Origin of the sequence: Kribbella hippodromi (genome assembly GCF_039531045.1) — a bacterium.
Taxonomy (GTDB): domain Bacteria; phylum Actinomycetota; class Actinomycetes; order Propionibacteriales; family Kribbellaceae; genus Kribbella; species Kribbella hippodromi.
In genome coordinates this window covers 221,361-247,445 of record NZ_BAAAPH010000013.1, presented here as the reverse complement: position 1 = coordinate 247,445, position 26,085 = coordinate 221,361, and the positions used below count along the sequence as shown (strand labels likewise).

The following is a 26,085-nucleotide window of genomic DNA, read 5'->3' as shown; positions in this document are numbered from 1 at the left end:
CCCACCCACCCTCCCCATCACGCCACCCCGCCCAGCACCCCCACCCCGCGCATCACGCCACCCCGCGCAGCACCCCCGGCCCCGCGCATCACGCCACCCCCGCGCAGCACTCACACCGCGCAGCACCCACCCACCCGCACAGCACCCACCCACCCGCACTGCCTCCACTCGCACCGCCTCCACGCACTGCCCCGCCGCACCACCCGCTTCACTCCCCACCGCAACAGACCTGCACGCACCCCCGGCTTCGGGTGGGGGTGTTGGTTGTAAATGTGATATCAGTTTGGTAGCTTGGGGGTATCGAGAGGAGTTTGTGATGGTGGATGTGCAGATGCCGGCGCCCAAGGTGGTTGAGCGGGCGGGGGGTGAGGTCAACGGGTGGCTGATGTTTCTTGTTGGGCTTGCGTTGACGGTGGCTGGGGTGTTGCTGCTGATCTTCGGGGGCCGGGGTGAGGCGGTGGTGATCGCCGGGATCGTGCTGGTGGTGCTCGGGGTGATCGTGCTGAAGGGGCTGACGGCGGTGTCGCCGGGGCGGGCGCGGGTGTTGCAGATCCTGGGGCGGTACTCGGGGACGATCCGTACCAACGGTCTGCGCTGGGTGAACCCGATCTCCACCCGGCGTGAGGTTTCCACCCGGATTCGCAACCATGAGACGTCCGTTGCCAAGGTCAACGATGCCGACGGCAACCCGATCGAGATTGCCGCGGTGGTGGTGTGGCAGGTCGAGGACACCGCGCAGGCGACGTTCGAGGTGGACGATTTCGTCGAGTTCGTGGCGATTCAGACCGAGACCGCGGTGCGGCACATCGCCAACAGTTACCCGTACGACGTGCACTCCGAGCAGGACGTGCTGTCCTTGCGGGACAGTACGCACGAGATCACCGAGAAGTTGTCGGCCGAGATCGGCGCCCGGGTGCATGCGGCGGGCGTACGGGTGATCGAGTCGCGGATCACCCACCTCGCGTACTCGCCGGAGATCGCCCAGGCGATGCTGCGCCGCCAGCAGGCCGGTGCGATCGTCGCTGCCCGTCAGCAGATCGTCGAAGGTGCGGTCGGGATGGTGGAGCTCGCGCTGGACCGGCTGTCCGAGCACCAGGTGGTCGACCTGGACGAGGAGCGGAAGGCGACGATGGTCAGCAACCTGATGGTGGTCCTGTGTGGCGACCGGGACGCTCAGCCGGTGGTCAATACCGGCTCGCTGTACCAGTGAGTGGTCGCCCGACGTGGCTGTCGAACGGAAGAAGATCCTGCTCCGGCTCGATCCGGTGGTGTACGACGCGCTGGCGCGGTGGGCGGCTGACGACCTGCGCAGCGCCAACGCACAGATCGAGTACTTGCTCCGGCGCGCGCTGGCCGACGCCGGCCGGCTGCCTGCCGGAGTAGGCAAACTCCGCGGCCCGGGCCGCCCGCCCAAAGAGGAGAGCGATGAATAGGACGGTGGTGACGCCGTTACGGCGGCCAGGCCAGTCAGGCCAGTCAGGCCAGCCACGCCAGCCAGGACGGTCGGGTTCGGCGCGGCCCGGCCGGGCGCGCAAAACTGTTGCCCTCGGCAACTCAACGGCACCGGACGGGCTCGCGGCCAGGTTGTTCCTGCTCTCCTGGGACCCAGCCAAGGGAAAGCTGCGCGGGCAAGCCAAGCTAGGCAAGCTGTTACGAGCCGCAGTGCTGATCGACCTGCAGCTGAACGGAAATGTTGCCGACGACAATGGCCGCGCCCGGGTCACAACGGCGGCAGCCCCCACCGACCCCGTGCAAGCGGCAGTACTGGAAGAGCTCCGCGCAGTTGGCCCGCGACGATGGCGGCACTGGATCGACCGGCGGACCCATACGACTGTGCGGATGGTCCGCGACGAGCTCGCCCGGGCGGGGTTGATCAAGGTCGAGCCGCGTCGCGTACTGGGCATCTTCCCGGCCGCCCGGATCACCGTCCGGCACCCACTCGTACGCCGCCAGCTCCTGAACGCCGCCCACGACACGCTGCGCCCGTCCCGGCTCGTGTCCCGGGTGGATCTCCGGGACGCGTCGATCGCGGTACTGGCGGCCACCGCCGACCTGCGGATCGTGATCAGCAAAGAGCAGCGCCTTCGGCACAAGGACCGGCTGGCGCAGCTCGCGGTCCGGGTCGGCCCGGTGGTGCCTGTCCTGAAGAAGTCGCTGCAGCAGAGCCAGTACTCGGCGGGCGGCTGACCCGCCAGAGGTGCTATGGTTCGTTACTCAAGTAACGAACCAAACAACAAGCCGGCGAGAGGGGGTGCTGATGTTCGACGACCGGAGCCCGATCTACCTGCAGATCGCCGACCAGATCAAGAACGACATCCTCACCGGCGCACTCGCCGAGGACGAGCAGGTGATGTCGACCAATCAGTACGCCGCCTTCTACCGGATCAACCCCGCGACCGCCGCGAAGGGCTTCGGCCAGCTGGTCGACGAAGGTGTGCTGTACAAGAAGCGCGGGATCGGCATGTTCGTCACGCCGAACGCGCGCGACCTGCTGCGTACCGGCCGGAAGGAATCGTTCTTCGCCGACGTCGTCGACCCGATGATCCGGGAAGCGAAAGCGATCGGCATCCCGCTCACTGACATCGTCCGGCACCTCGCCAGTTACGGAGACGCGTGATGACGTCCGCCCTGACCGTGCGGACCGAGAACCTCTCGGTCCGGTTCGCCGGCGTACCCGCGCTGGACCGGCTCGACCTCCGGCTGGCGCCGGGGAAGATCCACGGGTTGCTCGGCCGGAACGGGTCCGGCAAGAGTACGCTCGCGGCCGCGCTGGCCGGCTTCCGGCAGCCCGACGAAGGGCGCGTCCTGATCGAGGGCGGTGATCTCGGCCCGGCGCAGGAGCCGTACGAGAACGCGATCGTCACCTCCCGGGTCTGCCTGATCCGGGACTCCGGCGACAACCCGGCCGGCGCGCTGGTGAAGCAGGCCGTGCAACTCGCGGCCGCCCTGCGCCCGTACTGGGACGCCGACCTCGCGGGCGAGCTGCTCGACCGGTTCGAGCTGCCGATGAAGCAGAAGATCCAGAAGCTGTCCCGCGGTAAGAAGTCCGCGCTCGGTGTCGTTCTCGGGCTCGCCAGCCGCGCGCCGCTGACCATCTTCGACGAGAGCTACCTGGGCATGGACGTACCGTCCCGGAACCTGTTCTACGACGCCTTGCTCGCCGACTACGCCGAGGTCCCGCGCACGATCGTGCTCTCGACGCATCTGGTCAGCGAGGTCAGCGCGATGCTGGAAGAGGTCGTCATCCTGGACCGCGGCCGGCTGGTCACGCAGTCGCCGGTGGACGCGCTGCGCGGGCGTGGCGCGTCGGTTGTCGGAGCGGCCGCGGCGGTCGACAAGTTCACCGCCGGCTTCACCGTGCTCGCCGAGGAGCGCCTCGGCGGGACCAAGTCCACCACCGTCCTCGGTGACCTCGACCCGGCGCTGGTGGCCGAGGCGGCCGCGGCCGGCCTGGAGATCGGCCCGGTCGGTCTGCAAGATCTGTTCGTCCACCTCACCGCCTCGACGGGAGCTCGGTCATGACCGAAACGACCGCCACCCTCCCTCGCGGGGTCACCGATCTCCAGCGGCTGAAGCATGTCGTGAACGCGATGACCCAAGGCCTCAAGCAGATGCTGGTCGGCTACTGGGTGGTGATGCTGGTCGCGCTGCTCGGTGTCGGGATCGTCCTCGCGCTGCTGACCGGCGGCGTCAAAACCAGCATGTGGGACTACGGTACCCAGTCCCCGAAGTACTTCTCGATGGCGATCGGGATCACCCTCACACCGGCGTTCTTCACGCTGCTGATCGCGCAAGGCGTCACCCGGCGGATGTACTCAGTTGCCTCTGGCATCTATCTGACCGGGACCGCGGCGGCCACCGCGCTGCTGTGGGTGCTGGCGTACCAGGGCGAGCATGCCCTGTACGGGTGGCAGGACTGGCCGGACAAGCTGTCCAACCCGCACCTGTTCACGAACACCTCGCAGCTCGGCCTGATGTTCGCCGAGTTCTTCCTGATGATCCTGTCCCACGAGGTGACCGGGTGGCTGCTCGGGATCACGTTCTTCCGGCTCAGCTTCTGGCGCGGCGTACTGCTCCTGCCGGCGAGCCTGATACCGGCCGTCGCCGCCGAGCTCCTGCTGGTGGCCCAGTGGCTCGCGGACCTGCTGCGCAACGCCGGGTACCAGCGCCCGCCGCTGGCCGTCGCGATACCGTCGGTACTGGTCGTCAGCGCGCTCGGCATCTACGCGGGCTATAGGCTCCTTCTGCCGCTCGCCCCGAAGCCCGCCAAGGGCTAGTTATGCACAGGGGTTGTGCATAACTAGCCCCGATTCTGTGGACGATTCGGCAATTGCTGTGGACGACCGGATCTGGTCCCAGGAAAGGGTTGTGCCGGCCCGGCGACGAGCGTAGAACTGACGGCACGCGGCTTCCACTCGAAGCGGCGGGTCGAACGGAAACCGAGGGCCCTTGCGGTGGGGATCCCCACCGAGGTAGACCGGTGACGGGGTCTGCCGGCCTCCACGGACCCGGATCGGGAAGCTGGAGACGTCACTGTCCCTTCAGCTGGTGCGGGCCCCTCCGACTCATACCTGGAGGGGCCCGCCTTCGTCCTACCAGCTCACTGCAAGGTGATCGCCAGTACGGAGTGCGCGCCGCGCGCCGGTGCCTGCACCTGGGTGCCGCGACTCGTCGTCACGATCTGGTACGCGGCTGGCTGCCCGTTCAACGAAACGCTCTTCACCTTCGCACCGGACGGGATGACGGCGCCCACGGTCAGCGCGGCCCCGACGCCCTTCGCGGTCACCTCGGTGGTCAGCACCTTGCCGGCCCGACGCGCAGTCACGTCGACCGCGCCGCGACCGACCAGGACGTTCCGGCCGGCGACCTTCTGCTGACCTTCCGGCAGCTGCGGTACGACCGCGATCCGCCTGTTGCCGAGATCCGGGTCGACGCCGAGCTGCTGGTGTACGACCGGCCAGAGGATGCCGTACGCACCCCACGCCTGCAGCGCCATCGAACGGTCGTAGAACGGTCGGCCGATGTTGGCGGGCGAGTCCGGCGACGGGGCGATCTCCGGCATCGCGCCGGGCGTCTCCCAGACCGACGGGTCGAGCTGGATCCGGGCGTTGCCGGTCGTGTACGTCTGCTGCTGCATCCTCCCCAGCCGACCGAAGTTGCCCTCGGCAACAGCCATGATGGACGTGTTCAGGCCGAAGATGCTGCGTTCGCTCTTGACCTGCGACACGACGCCGTCACACGACGGGCCGGGGTTGCCGGCCGGGTCCGAAGTCGGTCCGGTGCCGGTGTGGTACAAGCCGAACTCGCCTGTGTAGCAAGGAGTTTCGCGCTGGTTGAGCGCTGTCTGCGCGTGCTCGGCCGACGCCAGTGGTGCGGCCGGCTGACCCGGCTTCGTCAGCATCGCCTCCATCGGCGTGACGCCGATCCAGTGCCGCTGGAAGATCGGGGTGTTGTCGTTCGCCGGGTTGGCCGGGTCGTCGATCGAGTCGGCGTAACCCATTGCCTTCGGCACCCACCACTGCGCTTCGAAGCGGGACTCCAGGTCGGTCGCGCGGGCAGTCGCCCACTGCCGCACCTTCGAGTCGTGCTTCGATGCGGCCAGATCGGCAAGATCGCGCAGGCCGCGCGCCAAGTACACGGTGCTGTCGAGTTTCTCCACGCCCATCCCGGCGCGTTCGACGTTGGCGAGCCCCTCGGGCCAGCCGTCGCCGTCCTTGTCCAGTTCGCGATACACGTACTGCAGGTTGCGGACGCTGAAGTCGTACATCTCGTCGCGGAACTTGTTGTCACCGGTCCAGCGCCACAGCAGCGCGACCGTACTCGGGAACTTCACCGTCTCGTCCGTGTTGCCGGGGCTCTGGTTGGAGCCGTAGTACACGTCGCCGGTCGGCGTCACCTCGTGGGCGACCTTGCCGCTGCGCTTGTTCAGGATATCGCTGATGTCGCGAAGCGCGCGCAGGTGCTCTTTCACGGTGTCGAACTGACCGGCCGCGACGGCCGCGAAGGCGGTGTACTCGCCGTCGGTCGCGAACAACCACGGGTAGTCCGGGAAGCCGGCGCCGAACCAGCGCGCGGCGTCGACCGTACCGGCCGGAGCTGGATAGTCCTTGCCCTCGTTGACATCGCGGATCTTCAGATTGCGCGCTTCCTGGACCGAATCGGCCAGGTTCTGCTTGCTCCACTCGACACTCTGCTGCAGCAGCCGGTCACCAGGCAGGTCCACCGCCGACTGTGCGTCGATCTCTTGCCGCGCGGAAGTCTTTGCCCGCAGCAACTTGTCCGGGTTGCTCAAAGCCTTGCCGTACTCGCGTTCCGCGGCCTGGCTGCCCTGATCCGAGCCGGCCACCGCGAACCAGATGGTCTGCTGCTGCCCCGGCGCGAGCTTCACCTCGTACGTGAGCCGGCCGCCGGTGCCCTTGCCGACCAGCGAGTCGTCGCAGCGCGCCGGGGTCGTACCGTCCGCCGGGCAGATCACCGCGGGGTCCTGCGGGCCGCGATGGTTCGGGCCGAGCTGGTGGCTCGTCGGACGCAGGGACGATCCGACGTACGCAGCGAAGTCGTGGGCGGTCGCGTTCGGGTACGACGGAGTGCCCTGCTCGCGGAAGCGCAGCGCGCCGTTCGTGTACTCGCCGGTGTCGGGCAGGTTCGCGTCCGCCGCGCTGGGAGTCGTCCAGCCCCACGGGTACGGCTGCATTAGCTCGGAGTGGGCGTCGACGTCGAGTTTCACTGTCTTCGCGGTGGTCGAGCTGAGCGTGAGGCCGACCAGGGTGGCGCGGACGCCGTCGGGGACGAAGTCGGTGCGGCGGACGTTGACGGCGCCGGAGTAGTCGATCCGGCTGTACCCGTGACCGCTGGTGTACTTCGCGGCCGGGACCTGCTTGCCGAGCCAATTGCCGTCCAGGCCGAACCAGAGGCCGTCGAGGACTTTGATGGGTTGGGTCCAGAAGCCGCCCATCTCGCCGCGGACGTGCCAGCCGGCGGCCGGGTACAGGCCGGACTCGTCGCCCATCGCGTACGCGCGGTCGCCCACGACGAGCGAACGCCGATCGGCAAGGCGCGTGGTCTCGGACAGCTCGGATGCACCAGCTGCACCGGCCGAGCGGACCGCACCGGCTGCACCGGCTTGCGTGGCAGCGGTCGGCGCGGTGCCGGCGGCAGATCCGTTGGTTGCGAGCGTCGGTCCGGCGAGCGCGGAGGCGGTGCCGGCCAGAAGGGTTGCGGTGGCGAGTAGGGCGATGCCCACGGTACGGCGTACGCGCCGGGGCGGTGACGTGCTACTTCGGCTGGTTGGGTTGGTCGGATGGGGAGTCATGGCGGTTCCTCCTTCTCGCGGCGCCCGGGGGACAAGCGCCGGGATCATCCAGGGGCGGAGCTGCCCCTGATCACCAGTTCTGGCTGCAGCAGGCGTTCGGCCGGGGTTCCACCGGAGCCACCGGTCAGGATCGCGATCAGTTCTTCCGCGATCAGGTCCATCGGTTGCTTGAAGCTGGTCAGGCCGGGGGAGACGACCTCCGCGAGCGGGGAGTCGTCGAAGCCGGTCACGCCGACGTCCGTACCGGGGCGCAGGCCGCGGCGGGTCAGTTCGCGGAGTGCGCCGAGGGCGAGAATGTCGCTGAGGGCAACGATCCCGTCGACCTCACGTCCGGCGTCGAGCAGTTCGGCGGTGGCGCGGGCGCCTTCCTCGATGCTGTCCTCACGGCACCGTACGGCCAGGGAGGTGGTCGGCAGGCCGAGGCGTTTGCATTCAGTACGCCAGCCGCCGAGCCGGTCTTCGCCGAGCCCTGACGATTTCGGCCAGCCGATGAAGGCGATCCGGCGGCGACCGGTGTCGTGCAAATGGCGCACCGCGAGCGCGGAGCCGGCCGCGCCGTCGACGTCCACCCACGGGCCCGGTTGCGTGCTCTCTTTCCACACCCGCCCGAAGCTGACGAAGGGGATCTGCTGATCTTTCAGCCAGCCGTGCCGCGGGTCGCGCGTTTCGGTCTGCGAAAGGACGAAGCCGTCGACCAGGCGACGCGCGTGCAGGTCGTCGTACGTCGGCATCCCGTCGACGCCAGGCTCGGCGGTGAACAAGAGGATGTGCCGCCCCGTACGCTCCGCGGCCGCGCACAACGCGTGCAGGAACTGGTCCATCACGAGATGCGTCTGGTTCGGCCAGTTCGGTACGCAGTACCCGATCAGCTCGACCGCGCTGGTCCGGAGACTGCGCGCGTTACGATTGGGCCGGTAGTTGAGCAGCTCGATCGACTTGTTGACCCGCGCCAACGTGTCCGCTCGGAGCCGATGCGGTGCATTCAACGCGTTCGACACGGTCTGCACCGACACCTCGGCGTGCGCAGCAACCTGCTTCAAAGTAGCCACGCGACCTCCTGGGCGTTTTAACGTTCAAAACACCCGCAGTCTCCCGCAACCCCACCCGCCTGTCAACGGCTCAGATCGTCGGCGGACCTTGCCGGACGATCGCAACAGTTTCCGCAACCGGCAACGGCGGAATCCACCGTCCCCACCAGGCAGCGCCGGCTTCGGCAAACGCCCCCGGATCACCGCCGCTCACCTTCACCTCAAACCCAGGACGACCTTCGGCGAGCAAATCCCGTACGTCCTGCGGGGTGGTCTGCTGAGGCACAGCGGTCGTTCCCTTGTACGCGCAGGACCCGTCCCACCGAACAATCCGCCGCCGCACCGCGGGCACCAGAAAGTTGCCTCCCACCCAGATCGGTACCCGAGGACGCTGCACCGGCCGTGCCGTCAACTGCACCCCATCAACCCGGTAGTGCTTCCCAGCCACACTCACCGGCTGTCCAGTCCACAGCCGATCAATCAGTTCGAGCCCTTCGTCGAGCATCTCCGCAAGTACCCGCGGCTCCGTACCGGGCATGAACGGATCACCAGGATCGCCGATCCCCACCCCGAGGATCATTCGCCCGCCCGACAGGTGATCCAGCGCCATACACTCCGCCGCCACCTGCCACGGCCGCCGCCGGGGAAGCGGCGTCACAGTCGTCCCGATCCGGATCCGCTCAGTGGCGGTTGCGATCGCCGCCAAGCAGATCCAGGGATCGTAGGTCGGTCGCGAGACGTCGCCCTGGTACACGAGGTAGTCCTCCAGAAACAGCGCATCCCACCCGGCGTCCTCCACCACCCGACCCAGCTCAGCCAGCCCGCGCGGGTCGCGCCCTTCCCCAACTGCTCCCACCGTCACCGAGAACTTCATCTCTGCACGCTATCGAGCCGGAAGGACAGGAGGTGTCAGGCCCGTGGGTAGTGCACCTGAGCGGGACAGGGGTTTTGTGTACGGTGTCTCGCGGGTGCACTACCTGTCGTTAGGTGGACTATGCGGTGTGGCCGCCGGCGATGGTCAGTTCGGTGCCGGTGATGTAGGCGGCCGCAGGGGTGGTCAGGTAGGTGATGGCGGCGGCTACTTCGGTGGGGGTGGCGAAGCGGGGGATGGCCAGGTCGGCCAGCTGGGGTGCGGCGTACGGGCCGTTGGCGGGGTTCATTTCGGTGTCGGTGGGGCCGGGCTGGATGACGTTGGAGGTGATGTTGCGGGGGCCGAGTTCGCGCGCCAGCGCCTTGCTGAGGCCGACCAGCGCGGACTTGCTCATCGCGTAAAGGGTCATGCCGGGGCTGGTGACCCGCCCGGCGGCGCAGCTGCCGAGGTGGATCAGCCGGCCGCCGTCGGACAGCAGCGGTACAGCGGCCTGCGTGGCGGCGTACACCCCGCGGACGTTCACCGCCAGCACCCGATCGACGTCGTCCAAGGTCAGGTCGGTGATCGGAGCAATCGCGCCGACGCCCGCGTTGTTGACCACAATGTCCAATCCACCAAGGGCTTCCGCTGCCTCGCGTACGCCGTCACCAACCGCGACCGCGTCACCCGAGTCCACCGCGTACGCGAACCCGCGCCGCCCGAGCGCCTCGATCTCCCGCACCACCTTGGCCGCCGAATCAGCCGACGAGTGGTACGTGATCGCGACATCCGCGCCACGCTCCGCCAGTGCGACCGCGGCCGCCGCGCCGATGCCACGGCTGCCGCCGGTGACGAGTGCCTTCTTGCCAAGTAGTTCGTTCATGTTTCAATCTCACCGCCGCCCAGCACGCGAAGCTGGCGGAAATACGCCACCGGATCCTCCCGTCGCAAAACCGCCGGCACCGCTACCTCGATGTCGTAAAACCGCTAGTGATTGTCGGTGCGGCCGGGGATGCTGGAGGACGTGTACGAATGCAGGGAGCGATGCATCCGCGCGGTCCAGTCCAAGGACGCGCGGTTCGACGGCTGGTTCTTCACCGCCGTACTGACCACCAGGATCTACTGCCGCCCGAGCTGCCCGGTGGTGCCGCCGAAGGTCGAGAACATGCGGTTCTACCCGAGCGCGGCCGCCGCGCAACAGGCCGGTTTCCGCGCCTGCAAGCGCTGCCGCCCGGACGCCAGCCCGGGATCGCCCGAGTGGAACGACCGCGCCGACCTGGTCGCCCGCGCGATGCGCCTGATCGCGGATGGCGTCGTCGATCGTGACGGCGTACCAGGCCTCGCGACCCAACTCGGCTACTCGGTGCGCCAGGTCCAGCGCCAACTCCTGGCCGAGCTCGGCGCCGGTCCGCTCGCCCTCGCCCGCGCACAGCGCGCCCAAACCGCACGGCTCCTGATCGAAACCAGCGAGCTCCAGATGGCCGACGTCGCCTTCGCGGCCGGTTTCTCCAGCGTGCGGACGTTCAACGAAACCGTCCAAGAAGTCTTCGCCCTGGCGCCGACCGAGCTGCGCCGCCGCGCCCGCCGCGGCACGACCACCACCGCCCCGGGAACGATCTCGCTCCGCCTCCCGTTCCGCGCCCCGCTGACCCCGGACAACCTCTTCGGCCACCTGATCGCCACCGGCGTACCAGGCGTGGAGGAATGGCGCGACGGCCACTACCGGCGTACGTTGCGCCTCCCGCACGGTCACGGCGTGGTCGCGCTCCGCCCGATGCCCGACCACATCGCCTGTCAGCTGTCGCTCACCGACCAGCGTGATCTCGCGATCGCGATCAGCCGCTGCCGCCGGATGCTCGACCTGGACGCCGACCCGGTCGCGGTCGACGACCTGCTCGCCACCGACCCAGTCCTCGCGCCGCTGATCGCGAAAGCGCCGGGCCGCCGGGTTCCGCACACGGTCGACGGCGAGGAGTTCGCGGTCCGCGCGGTGCTCGGCCAGCAAGTGTCAACAGCCGCGGCGCGTACGCACGCGCACCGCCTCGTCCTGCGGCATGGCGAGCCGATCGAGGACGCGGGCGGCGGTCTCACCCACCTCTTCCCGACCATGCAGGCGCTGGCCGGCCTCGACCCGGAGGCGCTCGCGTTCCCCAAGACCCGGCGTACGACTCTGACGACGCTGATCGCGACTTTGGCCAACGGCGACATCGACCTGGGCGCCGGCGCGGACTGGGATCACGTCCGCGAACAGCTCACCGCCCTGCCGGGCATCGGTCCGTGGACGGTCGAATCGATCGCGATGCGCGCGCTCGGTGACCCGGACGCCTTCGTGGCCAGCGATCTCGGTATCCGGTACGCGGCCCGTGACCTAGGCTTGCCCGAGGCCCCGAAACCACTGACCGAGCACGCCCGCGCGTGGCGGCCCTGGCGTGCGTACGCGGTGCAGTACTTGTGGGCCACCGGTGAACACGCCATCAACACGATCCCGGCCGCCGACGACCCGACGTACCAGGTGACCCGACTCTCGACGGAGTGAGCATGACCGAACTGACCACCGACCGGCTGCTGCTCCGGAACTGGAAGGAGTCGGATCGGGAGCCGTACGCCGCGCTGAACGCCGACCCGGCCGTGATGGAGCACTTCCCGGCACCGCAGACCCGCGAGCAGAGCGACGGCCTGATCGACCGGAACCGCCCGGCGATCGACGAGCGCGGCTGGGGACTGTGGGCGCTGGAGGTCCGCGCCACCGGCGAGTTCATCGGCTTCACCGGCCTGTCGGTGCCGAGTTTCGACGCGCACTTCATGCCCGCCGTCGAGATCGGCTGGCGGCTCGCGAAAGGTGCCTGGGGCAACGGTTATGCGAGTGAGGCGGCCCGGGCGGCGCTCGCGTACGGGTTCGGGCCGGCCGGTCTGGAGGAGATCGTCTCGTTCACTGCGACGCCGAACCTGCCGTCGCAGCGCGTGATGCAACGGATCGGGATGACGCACGACGAGGCCGGTGATTTCGACCACCCGCGGATCGAGGTCGGGCACCGTCTGCGCCGGCACGTGTTCTACCGGATCAACCGTGCGCAGTGGGAATCGACCCGGTGACGTACGCCGTCATCGACAGTCCGCTCGGCCCACTCACCTTGGTGGCGACCGATGCGGACGAGCTGACCGGTTTGTACATGGATCAGCAGCTGTACCGCCCGGAGCAGGAGACCTTCGGCGATCGTGACGACTCGATCCTGCCGGCGGTGACCGAGCAGTTGGACGAGTACTTCCATCACGGCCGGACCACCTTCGACGTACCGCTGCACTTGCGCGGCACACCGTTCCAGCGGCAAATCTGGACCGCCCTCCAGACCATCCCGTACGGCGAAACCAGCACGTACGGCGGACTCGCCACCACGCTCGGCCTGGGCCAGCGCTCCGCCCGAGCCGTTGGCCTGGCCAATGGCAAGAACCCGATCGGCATCATCGTGCCCTGCCATCGGCTGGTCGGTTCCACCGGCAGCCTGACCGGGTACGGCGGTGGCCTGCCGCGCAAGCGAGCCCTACTGGACCACGAGCGCGGCGGCCACCTGTTCTGAACCGTCAGGACCTTGTGTCGGCAGTGTCCTCGATCTGCTCGGCCGCCGGCGCCGCGACGACCGGCTTCGGCTTGAACACCCGGCGGGCGAGCGGCTCGGTGTAGCGCGCCGCGATCGGGCCGAGGATGACCAGGATCAGCACGTACGCGGTGGCGAGCGGCCCGAGCCGGGGCTCGACGCCGACGGCCAGCCCGGCGATCACGATCGAGAACTCGCCACGCGCCACCAGCGTGCCGCCGGCGCGCCAGCGTCCCGCGGTCGAGATGCCCGCGCGGCGGGCGGCGAACCAGCCGGTCGCGATCTTGGTCACCGCGGTCAGTACGGCCAGCGCGAACGCGATCGCCAGCACCGGCGGGATCTTCCGCGGATCGGTGCTCAGCCCGAAGAACACGAAGAACACCGCGGCGAACAGGTCCCGCAGCGGGCTCAGCAGGTTCCGTGCACCGTGCGCGACCTCACCGGACAACGCGATGCCGACCAGGAACGCACCGACCGCGGCCGACACCTGCAGTTGCTGCGCGATCCCGGCAACGAGCAGAGTCAGGCCGAGTACGACGAGCAGCAGCATCTCGGGATTGTCCGAGGAGACCGCGCGGCTGATCACCCGCCCGTAGCGCAGCGCCACGAACAGTACGATGCTGACCGTACCGAGTGAGATCAGCAGCGTGATGCTTCCACCGGCCAGGCCGACACCGGCCAGCAGCGCGGTCAGGATCGGCAGGTAGACCGCCATCGACAGGTCCTCGAGGACGAGGATGCCCAGCACGACAGGGGTTTCGCGGTTGCCCAGCCGGCCGAGGTCGCCGACGACCTTCGCGATCACGCCGGACGACGAGATCCAGGTGACACCGGCCAGCGCGACCGCCGCGACCGGGCCCCAGCCGAGCAGCAGCGCCACGGCGGCGCCGGGTAGCGCGTTCAGCAGGAAGTCGACGGCGCCGGACACCCATTGGGTCTTCAGCGTGCCGACCAGGTCGGACGCGGTGTATTCGAGGCCGAGCAGCAACAGCAGCAGGATGACGCCGATCTCGGCGCCGGTGGCAACGAACTCCTCGCTCGCGGCCAGCGGCAGCAGACCGCCGTGCCCGAACGCGAGCCCGGCGAGCAGGTAGAGCGGAATCGGGGAGAAGCCGAGGCGGCTGGCAATGCGGCCGAGGATGCCGAGGGCAAGGATGACCGCGCCCAGCTCGATCAGCAGGGCGGTGATGTTCTCGTGCATCTCACCCACCCGCGATCAGGTCGGCAACGGCATCGACACCTTCACGGGTACCGACGACGACCAGGGTGTCGCCGATCGCGAACCGGAAGTCCGGTGTCGGCGACGGGGTCGCGCCGGTCCGGCGGAGCACGGCGACGATGGAGGCGCCGGTCCGGCTGCGGACCTGGGTGTCACCGAGCGTGCGGCCCGAGTACGGCGACTTGGTGGTGATCGGGATGTGCTCGGTGACCAGGTCGATCTCGATCTCGCCGCGGACCGGGTCGATCTGCTCGGGGACCAGCAGCTGCGCCAAGGCGGCCGCCTCGCCCTTGGCTAAGGGCACCGAGGCCTGGCATTCGTCGTCGTCATCCGGTTTGTGGAAACCGAGGAACCGCCGGCCGTCGTTGTGCACCACCACCGAGACGTGCTTGCCGGCCTCGGTGAGGAGGTCGTACCGGATGCCGATTCCGGGGAGCGGGGTGGTGGTCGGGTGGGCCTGGTGGTCCATGGTGCTCCAGATGCATTGGTGATGAATACAAGGCGTCTGCAACCATTCTCTCAAACCACTGGTAACCGATCCGGCCGCTGACTGTGACCTGAGTTGCAATCAGGTGCAGTGCAACGAGTTGCATAGTTACAGTGCAGGTATGGCGCTGGAGCACGCGATCCTGGTCTCGCTGACCGAGCGGGCCGGCTCCGGGTACGAGCTGGCCCGGCGGTTCGACCGGTCGATCGGGTACTTCTGGCCGGCCACGCATCAGCAGATCTACCGGGTGCTGCGCCGGATGGACGAGGCCGGCTGGGTGAAGCACACCGAGATCGCGCAGGAGGGCCGGCCGGACAAGAAGGTGTACCGGATCGCGGCGCCCGGACGGGCCGAGCTGAACCGGTGGCTGGCCGCGCCGGAGGATCCCGCCGTACTGCGGGACGGGCTCGGCGTGAAGCTGCGCGGCGCATCCCTCGGCGATGTCGGCGTGGTGCTCAAGGAGGTCGAGCGGCACCGGGCCGAGCACGCGATGCGGCTCGAGGTGTACCGGGGGATCCAGAAGCGTGATTTCCCGAGGCCGGCCGAGCTGCACGGGCGGGACCTGCACCAGTACCTCGTGCTGCGCGGCGGCATCCGCGCCGAGGAGTCCTTCGTGGCCTGGTGCGACGAAGTCATCGAGGCCCTCCGAAAGGACAACGCATGAGCGCGTACCCGCATCTGCTCGAGCCCTTGGACCTGGGCCACGTCGTGCTGCCGAACCGGGTGATCATGGGGTCGATGCACACCGGGCTTGAGGATCGGTTGAGCGATCTGCCCAAGCTGGCGGCGTACTTCGCGGAACGCGCCCGCGGTGGCGCCGGCCTGATGGTCACGGGCGGGTACGCGCCGAACCGTACCGGCTGGCTGACTCCCTTCGGCTCGGCCTTGACGAGTACGAAACAGGCGGCCAGGCACCGGCTGCTGACCGATGCGGTGCACGCCGAAGGCGGCCGGATCGCGCTCCAGATCCTGCACGCCGGCCGGTACGCGTACCACCCGTTCAGCGTCTCGGCGTCCGCCTTGAAGGCACCGATCAACCCCTTCAAACCGCGGGCGCTCTCCGACCGGGGCGTCCAGCGGCAGATCGCGGCGTACGTGGACTGTGCCGCGCTCGCTCGTGATGCCGGGTACGACGGGGTCGAAATCATGGGCTCCGAGGGGTACTTCATCAATCAGTTCCTGGCCGAGCGGACGAACCGGCGGACCGATCGCTGGGGCGGCAGTCCGGAGAACCGGCGCCGGCTCGCGGTCGAGATCGTCCGGCGTACCCGCGAACGGGTCGGCACGGACTTCCTGATCATCTATCGCCTGTCAATGGCCGACCTGGTCGAAGGCGGTCAGACCTGGGAGGACGTGATCACGCTCGGCCGCGAGATCGAGGCCGCCGGGGCGTCGATCATCAACACGGGCATCGGCTGGCACGAGGCGCGCGTACCGACCATCGTCACGTCGGTGCCGCGGGCGGCGTTCACCAGCGTGACCGCCGCGTTCAAGCCGCACGTCTCGATCCCGGTCGTCACCTCGAACCGGATCAACCTGCCGCAGGTCGCCGAGGAGGTGCTGGCCCGCGGTGATGCCGATCTGGTCAGCATGGCCCGGCCGTTCCTGGCCGATCCGGAATGGGTGCTCAAGGCAACAACTGACCGGGCCGACGAGATCAACGTCTGTATCGCTTGTAATCAGGCGTGTCTGGACCATGTGTTCGCGAAGAAGAAGGCGAGCTGCATGGTGAACCCGCGGGCGGCGCGGGAGACCGAGCTGCGGCTGGAGGTGACCCGCCGGGTCAAGAGCATCGCGGTTGTGGGCGCCGGACCGGCCGGGCTGGCGGCGGCGGTGACGGCGGCCGAGCGCGGGCATCGGGTCGAGCTGTTCGAGGCGAGCGGGGAGCTGGGTGGGCAGTTCGGGATCGCGCGGCGGATTCCGGGCAAGGAGGAGTTCGCGGAGACGATCCGGTACTACCAGCGGCGGCTCGAGCTGACCGGTGTGAAGGTGCATCTCGGGCAGCGCGCGACGCCTTCGGACCTTGCTGGGTTCGATGAGGTGGTGCTCGCGACCGGGGTGGTGCCGCGGGTGCCGGCGATTCCTGGGATCGATCACCCGAAGGTGCTCTCGTACGTCGAGGTGGTTCGCGAGGGGAAGCCGGTGGGGGAGACGGTCGCTGTGATCGGGGCCGGTGGGATCGGGGTGGATGTGAGCGAGTTCCTGACCACGCCGGAGTCGCCGGCGCTGGATCTGGAGGCGTGGAAGGCGGAGTGGGGCGTCGCGGATCCCGTGACGGTGCGGGCGGCGCTCGGGGTACCGCGGCCGGAGGTGGCGCTGCGGAAGGTGTACTTGCTGCAGCGGAAGGCCGGGAAGATCGGTGCCGGACTTGGGAAGACGACGGGCTGGGTGCACCGGGCAGCGCTGAAGGCGAAGCAGGTCGAGCAGTTGCGCGGGGTGAACTACGAGCGCATCGATGATGAGGGGCTGCACGTCAGCTTCGGTCCGAAGCGGGAGAAGCCTCGGGTGCTCGCGGTCGACACAGTCGTCGTCTGCGCCGGCCAAGAACCACTCCGCGACCTCGCCGACCCACTCCGAGCCACCGGCCGACCGGTCCACCTGATCGGCGGCGCCGACGTGGCCGCGGAACTCGACGCCAAACGAGCCATCGACCAGGCCACCCGCCTCGCCCTCACCCTCTGACCGCAGACCTCCAGGCCATCACAATCCGCCCCCGCACGCTCCATGAGCGCCCGCAACCCCAGCACACCCGTTACCCGCCCAAACCGGTTTGGGGCGCCCAGCAGCCCATTCCGGGGTACAACGCACCCCGTTCCACGCATCCACTCTCCCCAAACCGGTTTGGGGCACTCAACACCCCACCGCAGCGGCCGCTTGACGAAACTCATGGGGACACCCCGCCGGGTTGCCGTACTAGTGCACCTGGGGCGGGTGCACTAGTGCGCGGTGGCGTTCCGGCCTTGAACTAGTGCACCGTGTACGGCGTACGCGCACTAGTTGAGGGAGTGGGAAGCATGAAGACTGTTCTGATTTCCGGTGGTGGGATTGCCGGGCCGGCGTTGGCGTTCTGGTTGCGGCGGTTCGGGTATGCGCCGACGGTGGTCGAGATCGCGCCGGGGCCGCGGCCGGGTGGGCAGACCGTTGACCTGCGCGGGGTGTCGCGGGTGGTGGCCGAGCGGATGGGGCTGATGCCGGCGGTGGCCGAGCGGCAGGTGCATGAGCGCGGGCTCGAGTACGTGCGCGCCGACGGGCGCCGGATCGCGGCGATGGCGGCCGAGTCGCTCGACGGCGCCGGACCGGTCGCGGAGATCGAGATCCTCCGCGGCGACCTGGCCGAGCTCCTCACCGCCGCGACCACCGACGTGGAATACCTGTACGGCGACTCGATCACCGCGCTACGCCAGGATGTCGAACCAAGCACACCAACGACGAGCATCGGCAGCGTCGGCGCAGGCACCACCACCAGCGCCGGCGGCGGGGTCGAGGTGACCTTTGCGAGTGGGATGCAGCGGCGGTTTGACTTGGTGGTGGGGGCGGATGGGGTGCACTCGCGGGTTCGGCGGCTGGCGTTTGGGCCGGAGGGGGAATTCGTCCAGCACCTTGGTGGGTATACCTCGTACTTCACCATCGAGGCTCCGGAGGACCTGCAGGAGTGGATGAAGATCTACACCGCGCCGGGCGGTCGGTGGATCGCGCTGCGGCCGGACCGGGATCCGCGGTTTGTGAAGGTCCTGCTGAGCTTTCGCTCGCCGGTGCTCGACTACGACCGGAAGGACATTGCGGCGCAGAAACGGCTGGTCCGGTCGCGGTTCGAGGGGCTCGGGTGGCACGCCGACAAGGTGCTCCGAGGTCTGGACGCGGCCGACGACTTCTATCTCGACACGACCAGCCGCGTCGTCGTCCCCGACTGGTCCCGCGGCCGGGTCACGCTGGTCGGTGACGCCGGGTACTGCGGTTCCCCGATGGCCGGTCACGGTACAGCGCTCTCGCTCGTCGGGGCGTACGTCCTCGCGGGCGAACTGGCCGCGGCGAACGGCGATCACACCCGCGCGTTCCCGGCGTACCAGGCCCGGATGCAGGCGTACGTGCAGCAGCGGATGGAGCTTCCGCCGGGTGGGCTGAAGATGGCGATGCCGATGTCGGCGTTCGGGATCGCGTACCGCGACCTGGTGCTCCGGGTGATGACCTCGCCGATGATGTCCGGCGCGCTGGCGAAAATGGCCCGCGTCAAACCGGACGCCATCGACCTGCCGGACTACCCGCAGAACACGCTGAACCCGGCGGACCCGGCGAATTCAGTCGAGCGGCGACACCCAGTCCGGGTTGCGGCCGAGGAGGCCGAGTAGCTGGTCGAGGTCGGAGGACGTGCCGGACACCTTGACGCCGCGTTCGAACGCGTACCCCGGCCCGCGGTTCGCGTCGGTGTCCGGGATCCGGCGGGCCAGCGTGAGCGCCAGCTCGAGCATGTCCGGCGGCGGGTTGTACGGCACGTCGATCGCGCGGGCCAGGTCCCAGGCGTGCACGACGCAGTCGAGCTGGTGGAAGGTGAGCGCGATCCGGCGCGGGAACGAGCCGAACTCGCGCACCTCCACCAGCCGGTCCAGCGCGCCGCCGTCGGCGAACGCGTCCGCGACCCGGACGTTCGACCGCCGGTACGCGCCGGCCGGGTTGTCCGCGAGCCGGCCGCCGTTCCAGGTCCGGAACGAAGCGGAGCCGTTCTGGGCGGCCGCGGCGAGGCCCTCGTTCTGGCTGACCACGTGCCGGAGCAGGCCGCGGACGGTCCAGTCGGGGCAGGGGGTCGGAAACCACAATTGCTCGGTCCGTACCTGCATGACGACTTCCCCGAGCACCGCGCCGGCCCGGCGATCCAGATCCCGGATGTCCATCCGCTCTCCTTCAGTGGCTGCACCGAGCATAAGTCGGTACGCCGCTGTCCGCAGGGAAACGCCTGCGGCACAAGGGACAACCCGCACGCCGCTGCAACAGACGGCGGTCAGGTGTCGCGGCGGATCACGCCTTGGCGGCGGCTTTCGCGGCCTTCTTGAAGTTGCGGACCTCCTGCAGCGACGTGGCGTCGGTGACGTCCGCGATCGAGCGCCGGGAGCCCCGGTCGCCGTAGTTGCCGGCGGCCTCGCGCCAGCCCTTCGGCTGCACGCCGCGCTGCTTGCCGAGCAGCGCGAGAAAGATCTTCGCCTTCTGCTCGCCGAATCCCGGCAGCGCCTTCAGCCGCTTCAGTACCTCGGCGCCGTCCGGTTTCGGGCGGCCGGCCAGCCAGATGTTGCTGGTCTCACCGTCGTACTTCTCGATGATCTCCTGGGCCAGGGCGTGCACCCGGCGGCCCATCGACCCGCCGTACCGGTGGATCGCCGGCGGCGTGACGGCGAGCTCGACGAACTCTTCGACGTCGATCGCGGCGATCTTGTGCAGGTCGAAACCGCCCATCCGGTTCGCGATCTTCAGCGGTCCGGAGAAGGCATGCTCCATCGGGTACTGCTGATCCAGGAGCATCCCGACCAGCAGGGCGAACGGGTCGTCGTTGAGCAGCTGGTCGGCGTCCGGGTTGCCGGTGAGTTGCAGTTCGCGCAGCATGGCGTCCATCTTGACACGGAATTGAAAGGGGCCTCAGCGAGAGGGCACCCGCGTCCGCCAGAGCAGGTAGACGAAGTACGGCGCGCCGATCAGGGCGGTCAGCAGGCCGGCCGGGATCTGGGCCGGGGCGAGCAGAGTCCGGCCGAGGCTGTCGGCGAGGCTGACCAGGACGGCGCCGAGCAGCGCCGCGACCGGGAGGATCCGGGCGTGCCGGCCGCCGACCAGGGCGCGGGCCGCGTGCGGGGCGACCAGGCCGACGAAGCCGACCACGCCGATCGCCGATACGGCCGCCGCGGTCAGCAGGGCGGCCGCCAGCAGCATCACCAGCCGCGTCCGCTCCAGCCGGACCCCGAGGATGCGGGGCACGTCGTCGTCCAGCGCCAGCAAATCCAGCTCCCGCCGCACGTGCACGATGAGCGGAGTCAGTACGAGCAACGCAATCGTCACGGGCACGACTTGCGGGAGCGTACGCCCGTAGGTGCTTCCGGAGAGCCAGGTCATGGCGAGACTCAGGTTCCACGGGTCGGTGGCGACGATCAGCAGCGTGATGATCGCGGTCGCGGCGGACGAGACGCCGACGCCGATGAGGACGAGGCGATCCGAGCTCAGGCCGCCGCGCCAGGAGACGACGTACACCAGGCCGAACGTGATCAGCGCGGCGACCGCCGCCGTACCGGAGAGCAACCAGATGCTTGCCGACGGCACCAGGATCAGGATCGCCACGGCGCCGACGCCGGCTCCGCCGGTGATGCCGAGGATGCCTGGTTCGGCGAGCGGGTTCCGGCAGACGGCCTGCACGGTCGTACCGGCGATGGCGAGCGCGGCGCCGCACAGGACGGCGGAGAGTACGCGCGGGATGCGCTGATCCAGCACGTACGTGATCGCGCGGCCGGAGCGACCGGTGATCCAGTTGAGCAGATCGCCGGTACGAAGGAACGCGTCGCCGGTGAGCATCGCGCCGACGAGGGCGACGACCAGCAGTACGCCAAGCGCGACCGTGACGAGCCAGAACGTGCGCCGACTGCGTACGCCGGACCCCGTACCGCCCGGAGAGCGCCCCGAATCGCGGTGCCGCCGGGCCAGCCAAACCAGGACGACCGCGCCGACGACCATCGTCATGATGCCGGTCGGGATCTCGACACCGGCCTGGCCGCCGAACACTGCCCGCAAGACGACATCCGAGGCGAGTACGACCAGAACACCGGCCAGACCGGCGAGCGGCAGCAGTACGCGGTGCCGGAGTACGCCCGGAACGATTGGAGCGATCAGCCGGACGAGTACGGGCGCCACCAGGCCGACGAAACCGACCGGTCCCGCGACCGTGACCGCGGCGGCCGAGAGCAGCACGGTGACCAATGTGGTGAGGATGCGGACCCGGCGTACGTGCACGCCGAGGACCGAGGCGGTGTCGTCGCCGAGCGTGAGGATGTCGAGTTTCGCGGCCAGCAGGAAGGCTCCGAAGATGCCGAGGGCAACGATCGGTGCCATCTGCGTGACCGCCTGAAGGTCGGTCTGAACCAGCGTGCCGGCGCCCCAGGCGAACGTACCGACGGTCTCCTCGCGATAGAGCAGCAGGAGCAGCGTGGCCACGCCCGCAAGCGCCATCGCGACCGCGGAGCCCGCGAGGATCAGCCGCGTGGGACCGGTCGTGCCACCGGCGGACAGCGCGAGTACGAGACCCGCGGCCGCCAGCCCGCCGAGGAACGCGACCCCACCGGCCGGCAGCACCGGCAGTGGAATCCCGAACGCGGCGACCACCACGACCGCCAGGTACGCGCCCGCGTTGACGCCCAACGTGTCCGGCGAGGCCAGCGGGTTGCGCGCCAGCGATTGCAGACCGGCACCGGCTACGCCAAGGGCGACCCCGACCAGTACGCCGGCCAGCAACCGCGGCAAGCGGGACGCGATCAGTACGTTCAGCGCATCGTCGGAGCCGCGGCCGATCACCAGCCGGACCAAATCCCCGGCCCCCACCGAGGACGTTCCTTGCGTCAGATGGACCGCCGCCAGCACGATGATCGCCGCCGCGACCAGCACGAACACACCGGCGACGCGCACCGTACGGACCGGCTGCCGGAGGGTTTCGGCAGCCGGCGCGGTGACTTGGGTCAAGAGGTGACTGCCTGGACGGCAGCGTCGATGAACTGCTCGGTCGACTTCGGCCCGCCGAACATCCAGATGCCGTCCGGCAGGCGATGGACGTTGCCCGCCTTCACGAACGGAAGGTTCTTCCAGATTGCGTTGCCGGCCAGGTCCTCGCCGAACACGTCGCCGCCGTCGTTCTTGTTCGCGATGTACAGGAACGCACCGTTCGGGAGTTTGGTCAGCCCTTCCAGATCGGTCTGCGCCATCCCGTACACCTTGTCGCCGGCGCCGGTCCAGCCGTTCTTCAGGCCGAGCTCGGCCGCGACCGCGCCGAGCAGCGAGCCGGACGTGTACATCCGGATCGAGATCGTACTGCCCTGCTTCCATCCGTCGGACATCGTGAAACCGGTACCGGCCTTGCCTGCGTCGGCGATCTTCTTCTTGCCCTCGGCAACCGCTTTGCCGAAGTCGGTGGTGAGCTGTTTCGCCTGTTCCTGCTTGCCGATCGCCTGCCCGATCAGGTCCAGGTTCGTCTTCATCTGCGGGATCGGCTTCGCCGCATCCGCACCGCGCAGGACCAGCACTGGCGCGGCCTTCTCGAGCTGCCCGATCGTGCTCGCCGATTCGTCGGTGGTGGTGACGACCAGATCGGGGTTCAAGGCAACGATCGCGTCGACACTCGACTCGCCGCGCGTACCCACGTCCTTCACCGACGAGTCCAGCTTCTCGGCCGTCACCCAGTTCGTGTACCCCTTGACGTCCGCGACACCGACCGGCATCACGCCGAGCGAGATCAGGCTCTCGACCGCGTTCCACTCGAGCGCGACCACCTTCTTGGCGGGTGCTTTCAGGTCGAGCTTCTTGTTCCGCGCGTCGGTCAGTGACACCGGCTGCGCGGCCGCGTTCGAGGTGTCGTCGGAGGTGGCCGGTTCACTGGTACCGCAGGCTGTCAGGGACAGCAGGGCAGCAGTGATCAGAGCGATGGCGGTTCGTCTCATCAGGATGACTTTCAGCTCGTGGTGACGCGGGACAGGTGTTTGCCGATGGGGCGGGTGCTGACCAGGCCGGTGGCCGGATCGGTGCCGACCTCGATCCGGAGGCCGTACGTCGCGGTCAGCGCGTCGGCTCGCAGGACCTCCGCCGGCGTACCGGTCGCGCGTACTCGCCCCTGATCGAGTAGCGCGATCCGGTCGGCCACCGCGGCCGCCTGGTTGAGGTCGTGCAGGACGACGCCGACGGCAACTCCGTGCTCGTCGGCGAGTTCGCGCATCAGGTCGAGGATCTCGATCTGGTAGCGCAGGTCCAGGAAGGTGGTCGGTTCGTCGAGCAGCAGGACGCCGGTGTCCTGGGCGAGGCAGGTCGCCAGCCAGACGCGTTGCAGTTCGCCGCCGGACAGTTCGTCGACCGCGCGATCGGCCATCGGGCGTACGCCGGTGACCGTCATCGCGTGCTCGATCGCCCTTGGGCCGTCGGTGTCGTCGGTGCGCCAGCGGCCCTTGTGCGGGTGCCGTCCGTACCCGACGACATCGCGTACACAGACGCCGCTCGGGGTCGGCCGGGACTGGGACAGCAGTGTGACCTTGCGGGCGAATTCCTTGGCCGACAGCGCGAGCGCGTCGGCGCCACCGGGAAGCGTGATGCTGCCCGCGTCCGGGTGGTGCAGGCGGGCCAGGGCGCGGAGCAGCGTCGACTTGCCGCTGCCGTTCGGGCCGACGAGCGCGGTCACGCTCGCGGCCTCGATCCGCAGCGAAGCGCCGTCGACGACGCGCCGGCCGTGATACCCGAGGCGCAGTTCGGCACCGGTCAGCCCCACCAGTTCGTGCATGCGAGCGAGGATAGCCTTACCTAACCTGACGTGTCAGCAGCGGTCTCATCGTGGACTAGTGCGCGTACGATGTATGCGCACTAGTTTGGGAGGCTCGATGACTGAGGCGCCGTACTTGGCGATCGCCGCGGAGCTGCGGCAGCGGATCGAGGACGGGGAGCTGCGTCCGGGCGAGCGGGTGCCGTCGACGCGGGCTCTGGTCCGCGACTTCGGCGTGGCGATGGCGACCGCGACCAAGGCACTTCAGGTGCTGCAGCAGGAGCGGCTCGTGCATCCGTCGCCGGGCGTCGGGACCGTGGTGGGTCCGCCGCCGCGTGCTCGCCGTCCGGACGGGTCCGCGCCGGAGCGGCGGGTGCTGCCGGACGGTTCGCTCGACCTGGACCGCGCCGAAGTGGTGGAGATGGGGATCGCGATCGCCGACGCGGAAGGTCTCGCCGCGTTGTCGATGCGGCGGATCGCGGCCGAGCTCGGGGTGTCGACGATGGCGCTCTACCGGTACGTCGGCGGGAAGGACGCGCTGGTCGTACAGATGGTCGACACGGCGATCGGGGAGTTCCCGTTGGGGCCGGTGCCGGCGCAGTGGCGGGACGCGATCGCGGCGGTCGCACGGGTGCATTGGGCGGCGTACCGGAAGCATCTTTGGCTGGCCAGTGCGATCAGTTTGAGCCGGCCGCAACTCGTACCGCAGCTGTTGCCGCACACCGATGCGGTGCTCGGGGCATTGCGCGGTTTCGAGAAGAGCGCGGCGCTGTCGACGATGATCAGCCTGTTCGCGTACGTGCGCGGGATCGCGCTGGTGATGGAAGCCGAGGCGCAGGCCGAGCAGGACACCGGCGTGACGGCCGACGAGTGGGTGCTGCGGCAGGGCGACCAGCTGGCGGCGATGATCGCGGCCGGCAACCTGACCGCCTTCGGCGACTTGCTGGCCGACGACTTCGACTTCGACTACGACCTGGACAAGTTGTTCGAATTCGGCCTCGGCGTCTTCCTCGACGGACTGTCGGTACGGCTACGCTGAGTACTGACAACGACTCCGGAGGTGGCGATGGAGCCAGTGTTCGCGCCGGGTGTGCCGGACCAGGTACGGCGGTTGTACGAGCGCAGGCCGGAGTTGTTCGTGGCGGCGGACGCGCCCCGGCCGCGGCGGCAGACGTCCTGGTCGGCGGCGCCGGGGAGTACGTTCGGCACGTTGCTGGTGTGGATCGGGGTGTGCGTCGGGGGCTGGATCTTCGCGCTGATCGTGATGGCCGCGACGCTGCCGACCGCGGTGGCCGGGTGGATCTCGGTGGCGCTGGCCGGGGTCGCGGTGCTCGCCACCGGCGGGATCGTGGTGAAGACGATGGCCGAGGATCGCGGGCACAAGGCGGTCCGGGTACAGCACCGGAAGTACCTGCTGCCGGAGGACTTCGACGACGCGGCCGGGGCGTTGCTGGGGCGGGCGCAGCGCGCGGTCAAAACGGTGCTTGAGGCAACGGTTACCCGGCGCGGGTTGCTCGACGACGTGAAGAACGAGCTGGTCTTGCCGGAGCAGTTGTGGGACATCGCGCAGGTGTTGCGCGAGCAGACCGTGTTGCGGGCGCGGCAGCAGGACGTCGCGCGGGGGATGGCGACTGCCGAGCTGGATGCGGTACTGGGACCGCAGCGGCGGGCGCTGGCGTTGTCGGTCGACGCGATCCGGCGGAAAGTGGATCTACTCGATCGGTACGCCGACCGCGTACGCTCCGCCGATGCCGCACTTCGGGCCGAGGCCGCACTGAGCGACGGCGATCGCTACATCGAGCTGCTGGCCCGGACCGAACCGGCTGGCGACACGTCGCTCGTCGAAGGTTTCGCCGACGAAGCGAACGCTCTGAAAGACACCCTCACCCGCTCGATCAACGCCGCCCGAGACGCCGGCAAAACCCTCGCCCTCCCGGACTAGCCGCCACCGCGCCCCGCGCACCTGGGCGGTCGCCTGACCGGTACCGAAGAACGGGTAGTGGTCCGGCAGGCGACCACCGGCCGCGGGTGCAGCACGCTCAGGCTCCGACGAAGGCGCCGACCACTACCCGTCCTTCGGTACGCGATAGGGGTTGCCCGGCGCACCCACGCCCCACG

At 69.1% G+C, this 26,085-nt stretch carries 25 protein-coding genes; 14 read left to right on the top strand and 11 right to left on the bottom strand.

What is annotated here, in order from left to right; all coding sequences use genetic code 11:
- Positions 1 to 316 precede the first annotated feature (316 nt).
- From ABD260_RS21570 to ABD260_RS21545, 6 genes are all read left to right on the top strand, one after another.
- A complete protein-coding gene (locus ABD260_RS21570) occupies positions 317 to 1,210 on the top strand; it encodes an SPFH domain-containing protein (RefSeq protein ID WP_344235610.1) in 894 nt (297 codons plus the stop codon).
- 13 nt (positions 1,211 to 1,223) lie between these two features.
- Positions 1,224 to 1,433, top strand: coding sequence for a type II toxin-antitoxin system antitoxin (locus tag ABD260_RS21565; protein ID WP_344235608.1), 210 nt, complete (start codon positions 1,224 to 1,226; stop codon positions 1,431 to 1,433).
- On the top strand, positions 1,426 to 2,187 hold the full coding sequence (locus ABD260_RS21560; RefSeq protein WP_344235606.1) for a GOLPH3/VPS74 family protein: 762 nt from the start codon (positions 1,426 to 1,428) through the stop codon (positions 2,185 to 2,187). The genes ABD260_RS21565 and ABD260_RS21560 overlap by 8 nt, the downstream gene beginning before the upstream one ends.
- 70 nt (positions 2,188 to 2,257) lie before the next feature.
- Positions 2,258 to 2,617 carry a GntR family transcriptional regulator gene (locus ABD260_RS21555; protein WP_344235604.1) on the top strand — a complete coding sequence of 120 codons (360 nt, stop codon included), beginning with the start codon at positions 2,258 to 2,260 and terminating at the stop codon, positions 2,615 to 2,617.
- Complete coding sequence (locus tag ABD260_RS21550) at positions 2,617 to 3,522, top strand: ATP-binding cassette domain-containing protein (protein ID WP_344235602.1); 906 nt, start codon at positions 2,617 to 2,619, stop codon at positions 3,520 to 3,522. The genes ABD260_RS21555 and ABD260_RS21550 overlap by 1 nt, the downstream gene beginning before the upstream one ends.
- The gene (locus tag ABD260_RS21545) at positions 3,519 to 4,277 is read left to right on the top strand and encodes a hypothetical protein (RefSeq protein ID WP_344235600.1); all 759 of its coding nucleotides are present in this window, start codon (positions 3,519 to 3,521) and stop codon (positions 4,275 to 4,277) included. Before ABD260_RS21550 ends, ABD260_RS21545 begins: the two co-directional genes overlap by 4 nt.
- A 323-nt stretch (positions 4,278 to 4,600) precedes the next feature.
- Here the strand turns inward: ABD260_RS21545 and ABD260_RS21540 are convergent, their stop codons facing one another.
- From ABD260_RS21540 to ABD260_RS21525, 4 genes are all read right to left on the bottom strand, one after another.
- Positions 4,601 to 7,312, bottom strand: coding sequence for a glucosidase family protein (locus ABD260_RS21540; protein WP_344235598.1), 2,712 nt, complete (start codon positions 7,310 to 7,312; stop codon positions 4,601 to 4,603).
- A gap of 44 nt (positions 7,313 to 7,356) precedes the next feature.
- On the bottom strand, positions 7,357 to 8,361 hold the full coding sequence (locus tag ABD260_RS21535) for a LacI family DNA-binding transcriptional regulator (protein WP_344235596.1): 1,005 nt from the start codon (positions 8,359 to 8,361) through the stop codon (positions 7,357 to 7,359).
- A gap of 70 nt (positions 8,362 to 8,431) precedes the next feature.
- Positions 8,432 to 9,214 carry an LLM class flavin-dependent oxidoreductase gene (locus ABD260_RS21530; RefSeq protein ID WP_344235594.1) on the bottom strand — a complete coding sequence of 261 codons (783 nt, stop codon included), beginning with the start codon at positions 9,212 to 9,214 and terminating at the stop codon, positions 8,432 to 8,434.
- A 118-nt stretch (positions 9,215 to 9,332) separates the two neighbouring features.
- Complete coding sequence (locus ABD260_RS21525) at positions 9,333 to 10,073, bottom strand: SDR family NAD(P)-dependent oxidoreductase (RefSeq protein WP_344235592.1); 741 nt, start codon at positions 10,071 to 10,073, stop codon at positions 9,333 to 9,335.
- 117 nt (positions 10,074 to 10,190) lie between these two features.
- Between ABD260_RS21525 and ABD260_RS21520 the strand changes: the two genes are divergently transcribed.
- The 3 genes from ABD260_RS21520 to ABD260_RS21510 are packed head-to-tail and all read left to right on the top strand — an operon-like array spanning position 10,191 to position 12,765.
- A complete protein-coding gene (locus tag ABD260_RS21520) occupies positions 10,191 to 11,726 on the top strand; it encodes an AlkA N-terminal domain-containing protein (protein WP_344235590.1) in 1,536 nt (511 codons plus the stop codon).
- A 2-nt stretch (positions 11,727 to 11,728) separates the two neighbouring features.
- The gene (locus ABD260_RS21515; protein ID WP_344235588.1) at positions 11,729 to 12,283 is read left to right on the top strand and encodes a GNAT family N-acetyltransferase; all 555 of its coding nucleotides are present in this window, start codon (positions 11,729 to 11,731) and stop codon (positions 12,281 to 12,283) included.
- Positions 12,280 to 12,765 carry a methylated-DNA--[protein]-cysteine S-methyltransferase gene (locus tag ABD260_RS21510; protein WP_344235586.1) on the top strand — a complete coding sequence of 162 codons (486 nt, stop codon included), beginning with the start codon at positions 12,280 to 12,282 and terminating at the stop codon, positions 12,763 to 12,765. The genes ABD260_RS21515 and ABD260_RS21510 overlap by 4 nt, the downstream gene beginning before the upstream one ends.
- Before the next feature lie 4 nt (positions 12,766 to 12,769).
- Here the strand turns inward: ABD260_RS21510 and ABD260_RS21505 are convergent, their stop codons facing one another.
- Both ABD260_RS21505 and ABD260_RS21500 read right to left on the bottom strand, forming a co-directional pair.
- On the bottom strand, positions 12,770 to 13,984 hold the full coding sequence (locus ABD260_RS21505; RefSeq protein WP_344235584.1) for a cation:proton antiporter: 1,215 nt from the start codon (positions 13,982 to 13,984) through the stop codon (positions 12,770 to 12,772).
- 1 nt (position 13,985) lies between these two features.
- Positions 13,986 to 14,471: a cation:proton antiporter regulatory subunit gene (locus ABD260_RS21500; protein ID WP_344235582.1), complete on the bottom strand. Its 486-nt coding sequence runs from the start codon at positions 14,469 to 14,471 to the stop codon at positions 13,986 to 13,988.
- 139 nt (positions 14,472 to 14,610) lie between these two features.
- On the opposite strand from ABD260_RS21500, the gene ABD260_RS21495 reads away from it, so the two are divergent.
- The 3 genes from ABD260_RS21495 to ABD260_RS21485 all read left to right on the top strand — a co-directional run bounded on the left by ABD260_RS21495 (position 14,611) and on the right by ABD260_RS21485 (position 18,835).
- A complete protein-coding gene (locus tag ABD260_RS21495) occupies positions 14,611 to 15,153 on the top strand; it encodes a PadR family transcriptional regulator (RefSeq protein WP_344235580.1) in 543 nt (180 codons plus the stop codon).
- On the top strand, positions 15,150 to 17,171 hold the full coding sequence (locus ABD260_RS21490) for an oxidoreductase (RefSeq protein ID WP_344235578.1): 2,022 nt from the start codon (positions 15,150 to 15,152) through the stop codon (positions 17,169 to 17,171). Before ABD260_RS21495 ends, ABD260_RS21490 begins: the two co-directional genes overlap by 4 nt.
- A 332-nt stretch (positions 17,172 to 17,503) precedes the next feature.
- On the top strand, positions 17,504 to 18,835 hold the full coding sequence (locus ABD260_RS21485) for an FAD-dependent monooxygenase (protein ID WP_344235576.1): 1,332 nt from the start codon (positions 17,504 to 17,506) through the stop codon (positions 18,833 to 18,835).
- On the opposite strand, the gene ABD260_RS21480 is transcribed toward ABD260_RS21485, so the two are convergent.
- From ABD260_RS21480 to ABD260_RS21460, 5 genes are all read right to left on the bottom strand, one after another.
- A complete protein-coding gene (locus tag ABD260_RS21480) occupies positions 18,785 to 19,375 on the bottom strand; it encodes a TIGR03086 family metal-binding protein (RefSeq protein WP_344235574.1) in 591 nt (196 codons plus the stop codon). The two genes, ABD260_RS21485 and ABD260_RS21480, sit on opposite strands and share 51 nt — an antisense overlap.
- A 124-nt stretch (positions 19,376 to 19,499) precedes the next feature.
- The gene (locus ABD260_RS21475; RefSeq protein ID WP_344235572.1) at positions 19,500 to 20,087 is read right to left on the bottom strand and encodes an HhH-GPD-type base excision DNA repair protein; all 588 of its coding nucleotides are present in this window, start codon (positions 20,085 to 20,087) and stop codon (positions 19,500 to 19,502) included.
- Between the two features lie 24 nt (positions 20,088 to 20,111).
- Positions 20,112 to 22,190, bottom strand: coding sequence for an iron ABC transporter permease (locus ABD260_RS21470; protein WP_344235570.1), 2,079 nt, complete (start codon positions 22,188 to 22,190; stop codon positions 20,112 to 20,114).
- Complete coding sequence (locus ABD260_RS21465; RefSeq protein WP_344235568.1) at positions 22,187 to 23,161, bottom strand: ABC transporter substrate-binding protein; 975 nt, start codon at positions 23,159 to 23,161, stop codon at positions 22,187 to 22,189. Before ABD260_RS21465 ends, ABD260_RS21470 begins: the two co-directional genes overlap by 4 nt.
- 11 nt (positions 23,162 to 23,172) lie before the next feature.
- Positions 23,173 to 23,988, bottom strand: a complete 816-nt coding sequence (locus ABD260_RS21460; protein WP_344235566.1) for an ABC transporter ATP-binding protein — start codon at positions 23,986 to 23,988, stop codon at positions 23,173 to 23,175.
- A gap of 97 nt (positions 23,989 to 24,085) precedes the next feature.
- Here ABD260_RS21460 and ABD260_RS21455 point away from each other — a divergent pair, with 97 nt between their 5' ends.
- Both ABD260_RS21455 and ABD260_RS21450 read left to right on the top strand, forming a co-directional pair.
- Complete coding sequence (locus ABD260_RS21455) at positions 24,086 to 25,006, top strand: GntR family transcriptional regulator (protein WP_344235564.1); 921 nt, start codon at positions 24,086 to 24,088, stop codon at positions 25,004 to 25,006.
- 27 nt (positions 25,007 to 25,033) lie between these two features.
- On the top strand, positions 25,034 to 25,909 hold the full coding sequence (locus ABD260_RS21450) for a hypothetical protein (RefSeq protein WP_344235562.1): 876 nt from the start codon (positions 25,034 to 25,036) through the stop codon (positions 25,907 to 25,909).
- Positions 25,910 to 26,085: the final 176 nt, after the last annotated feature.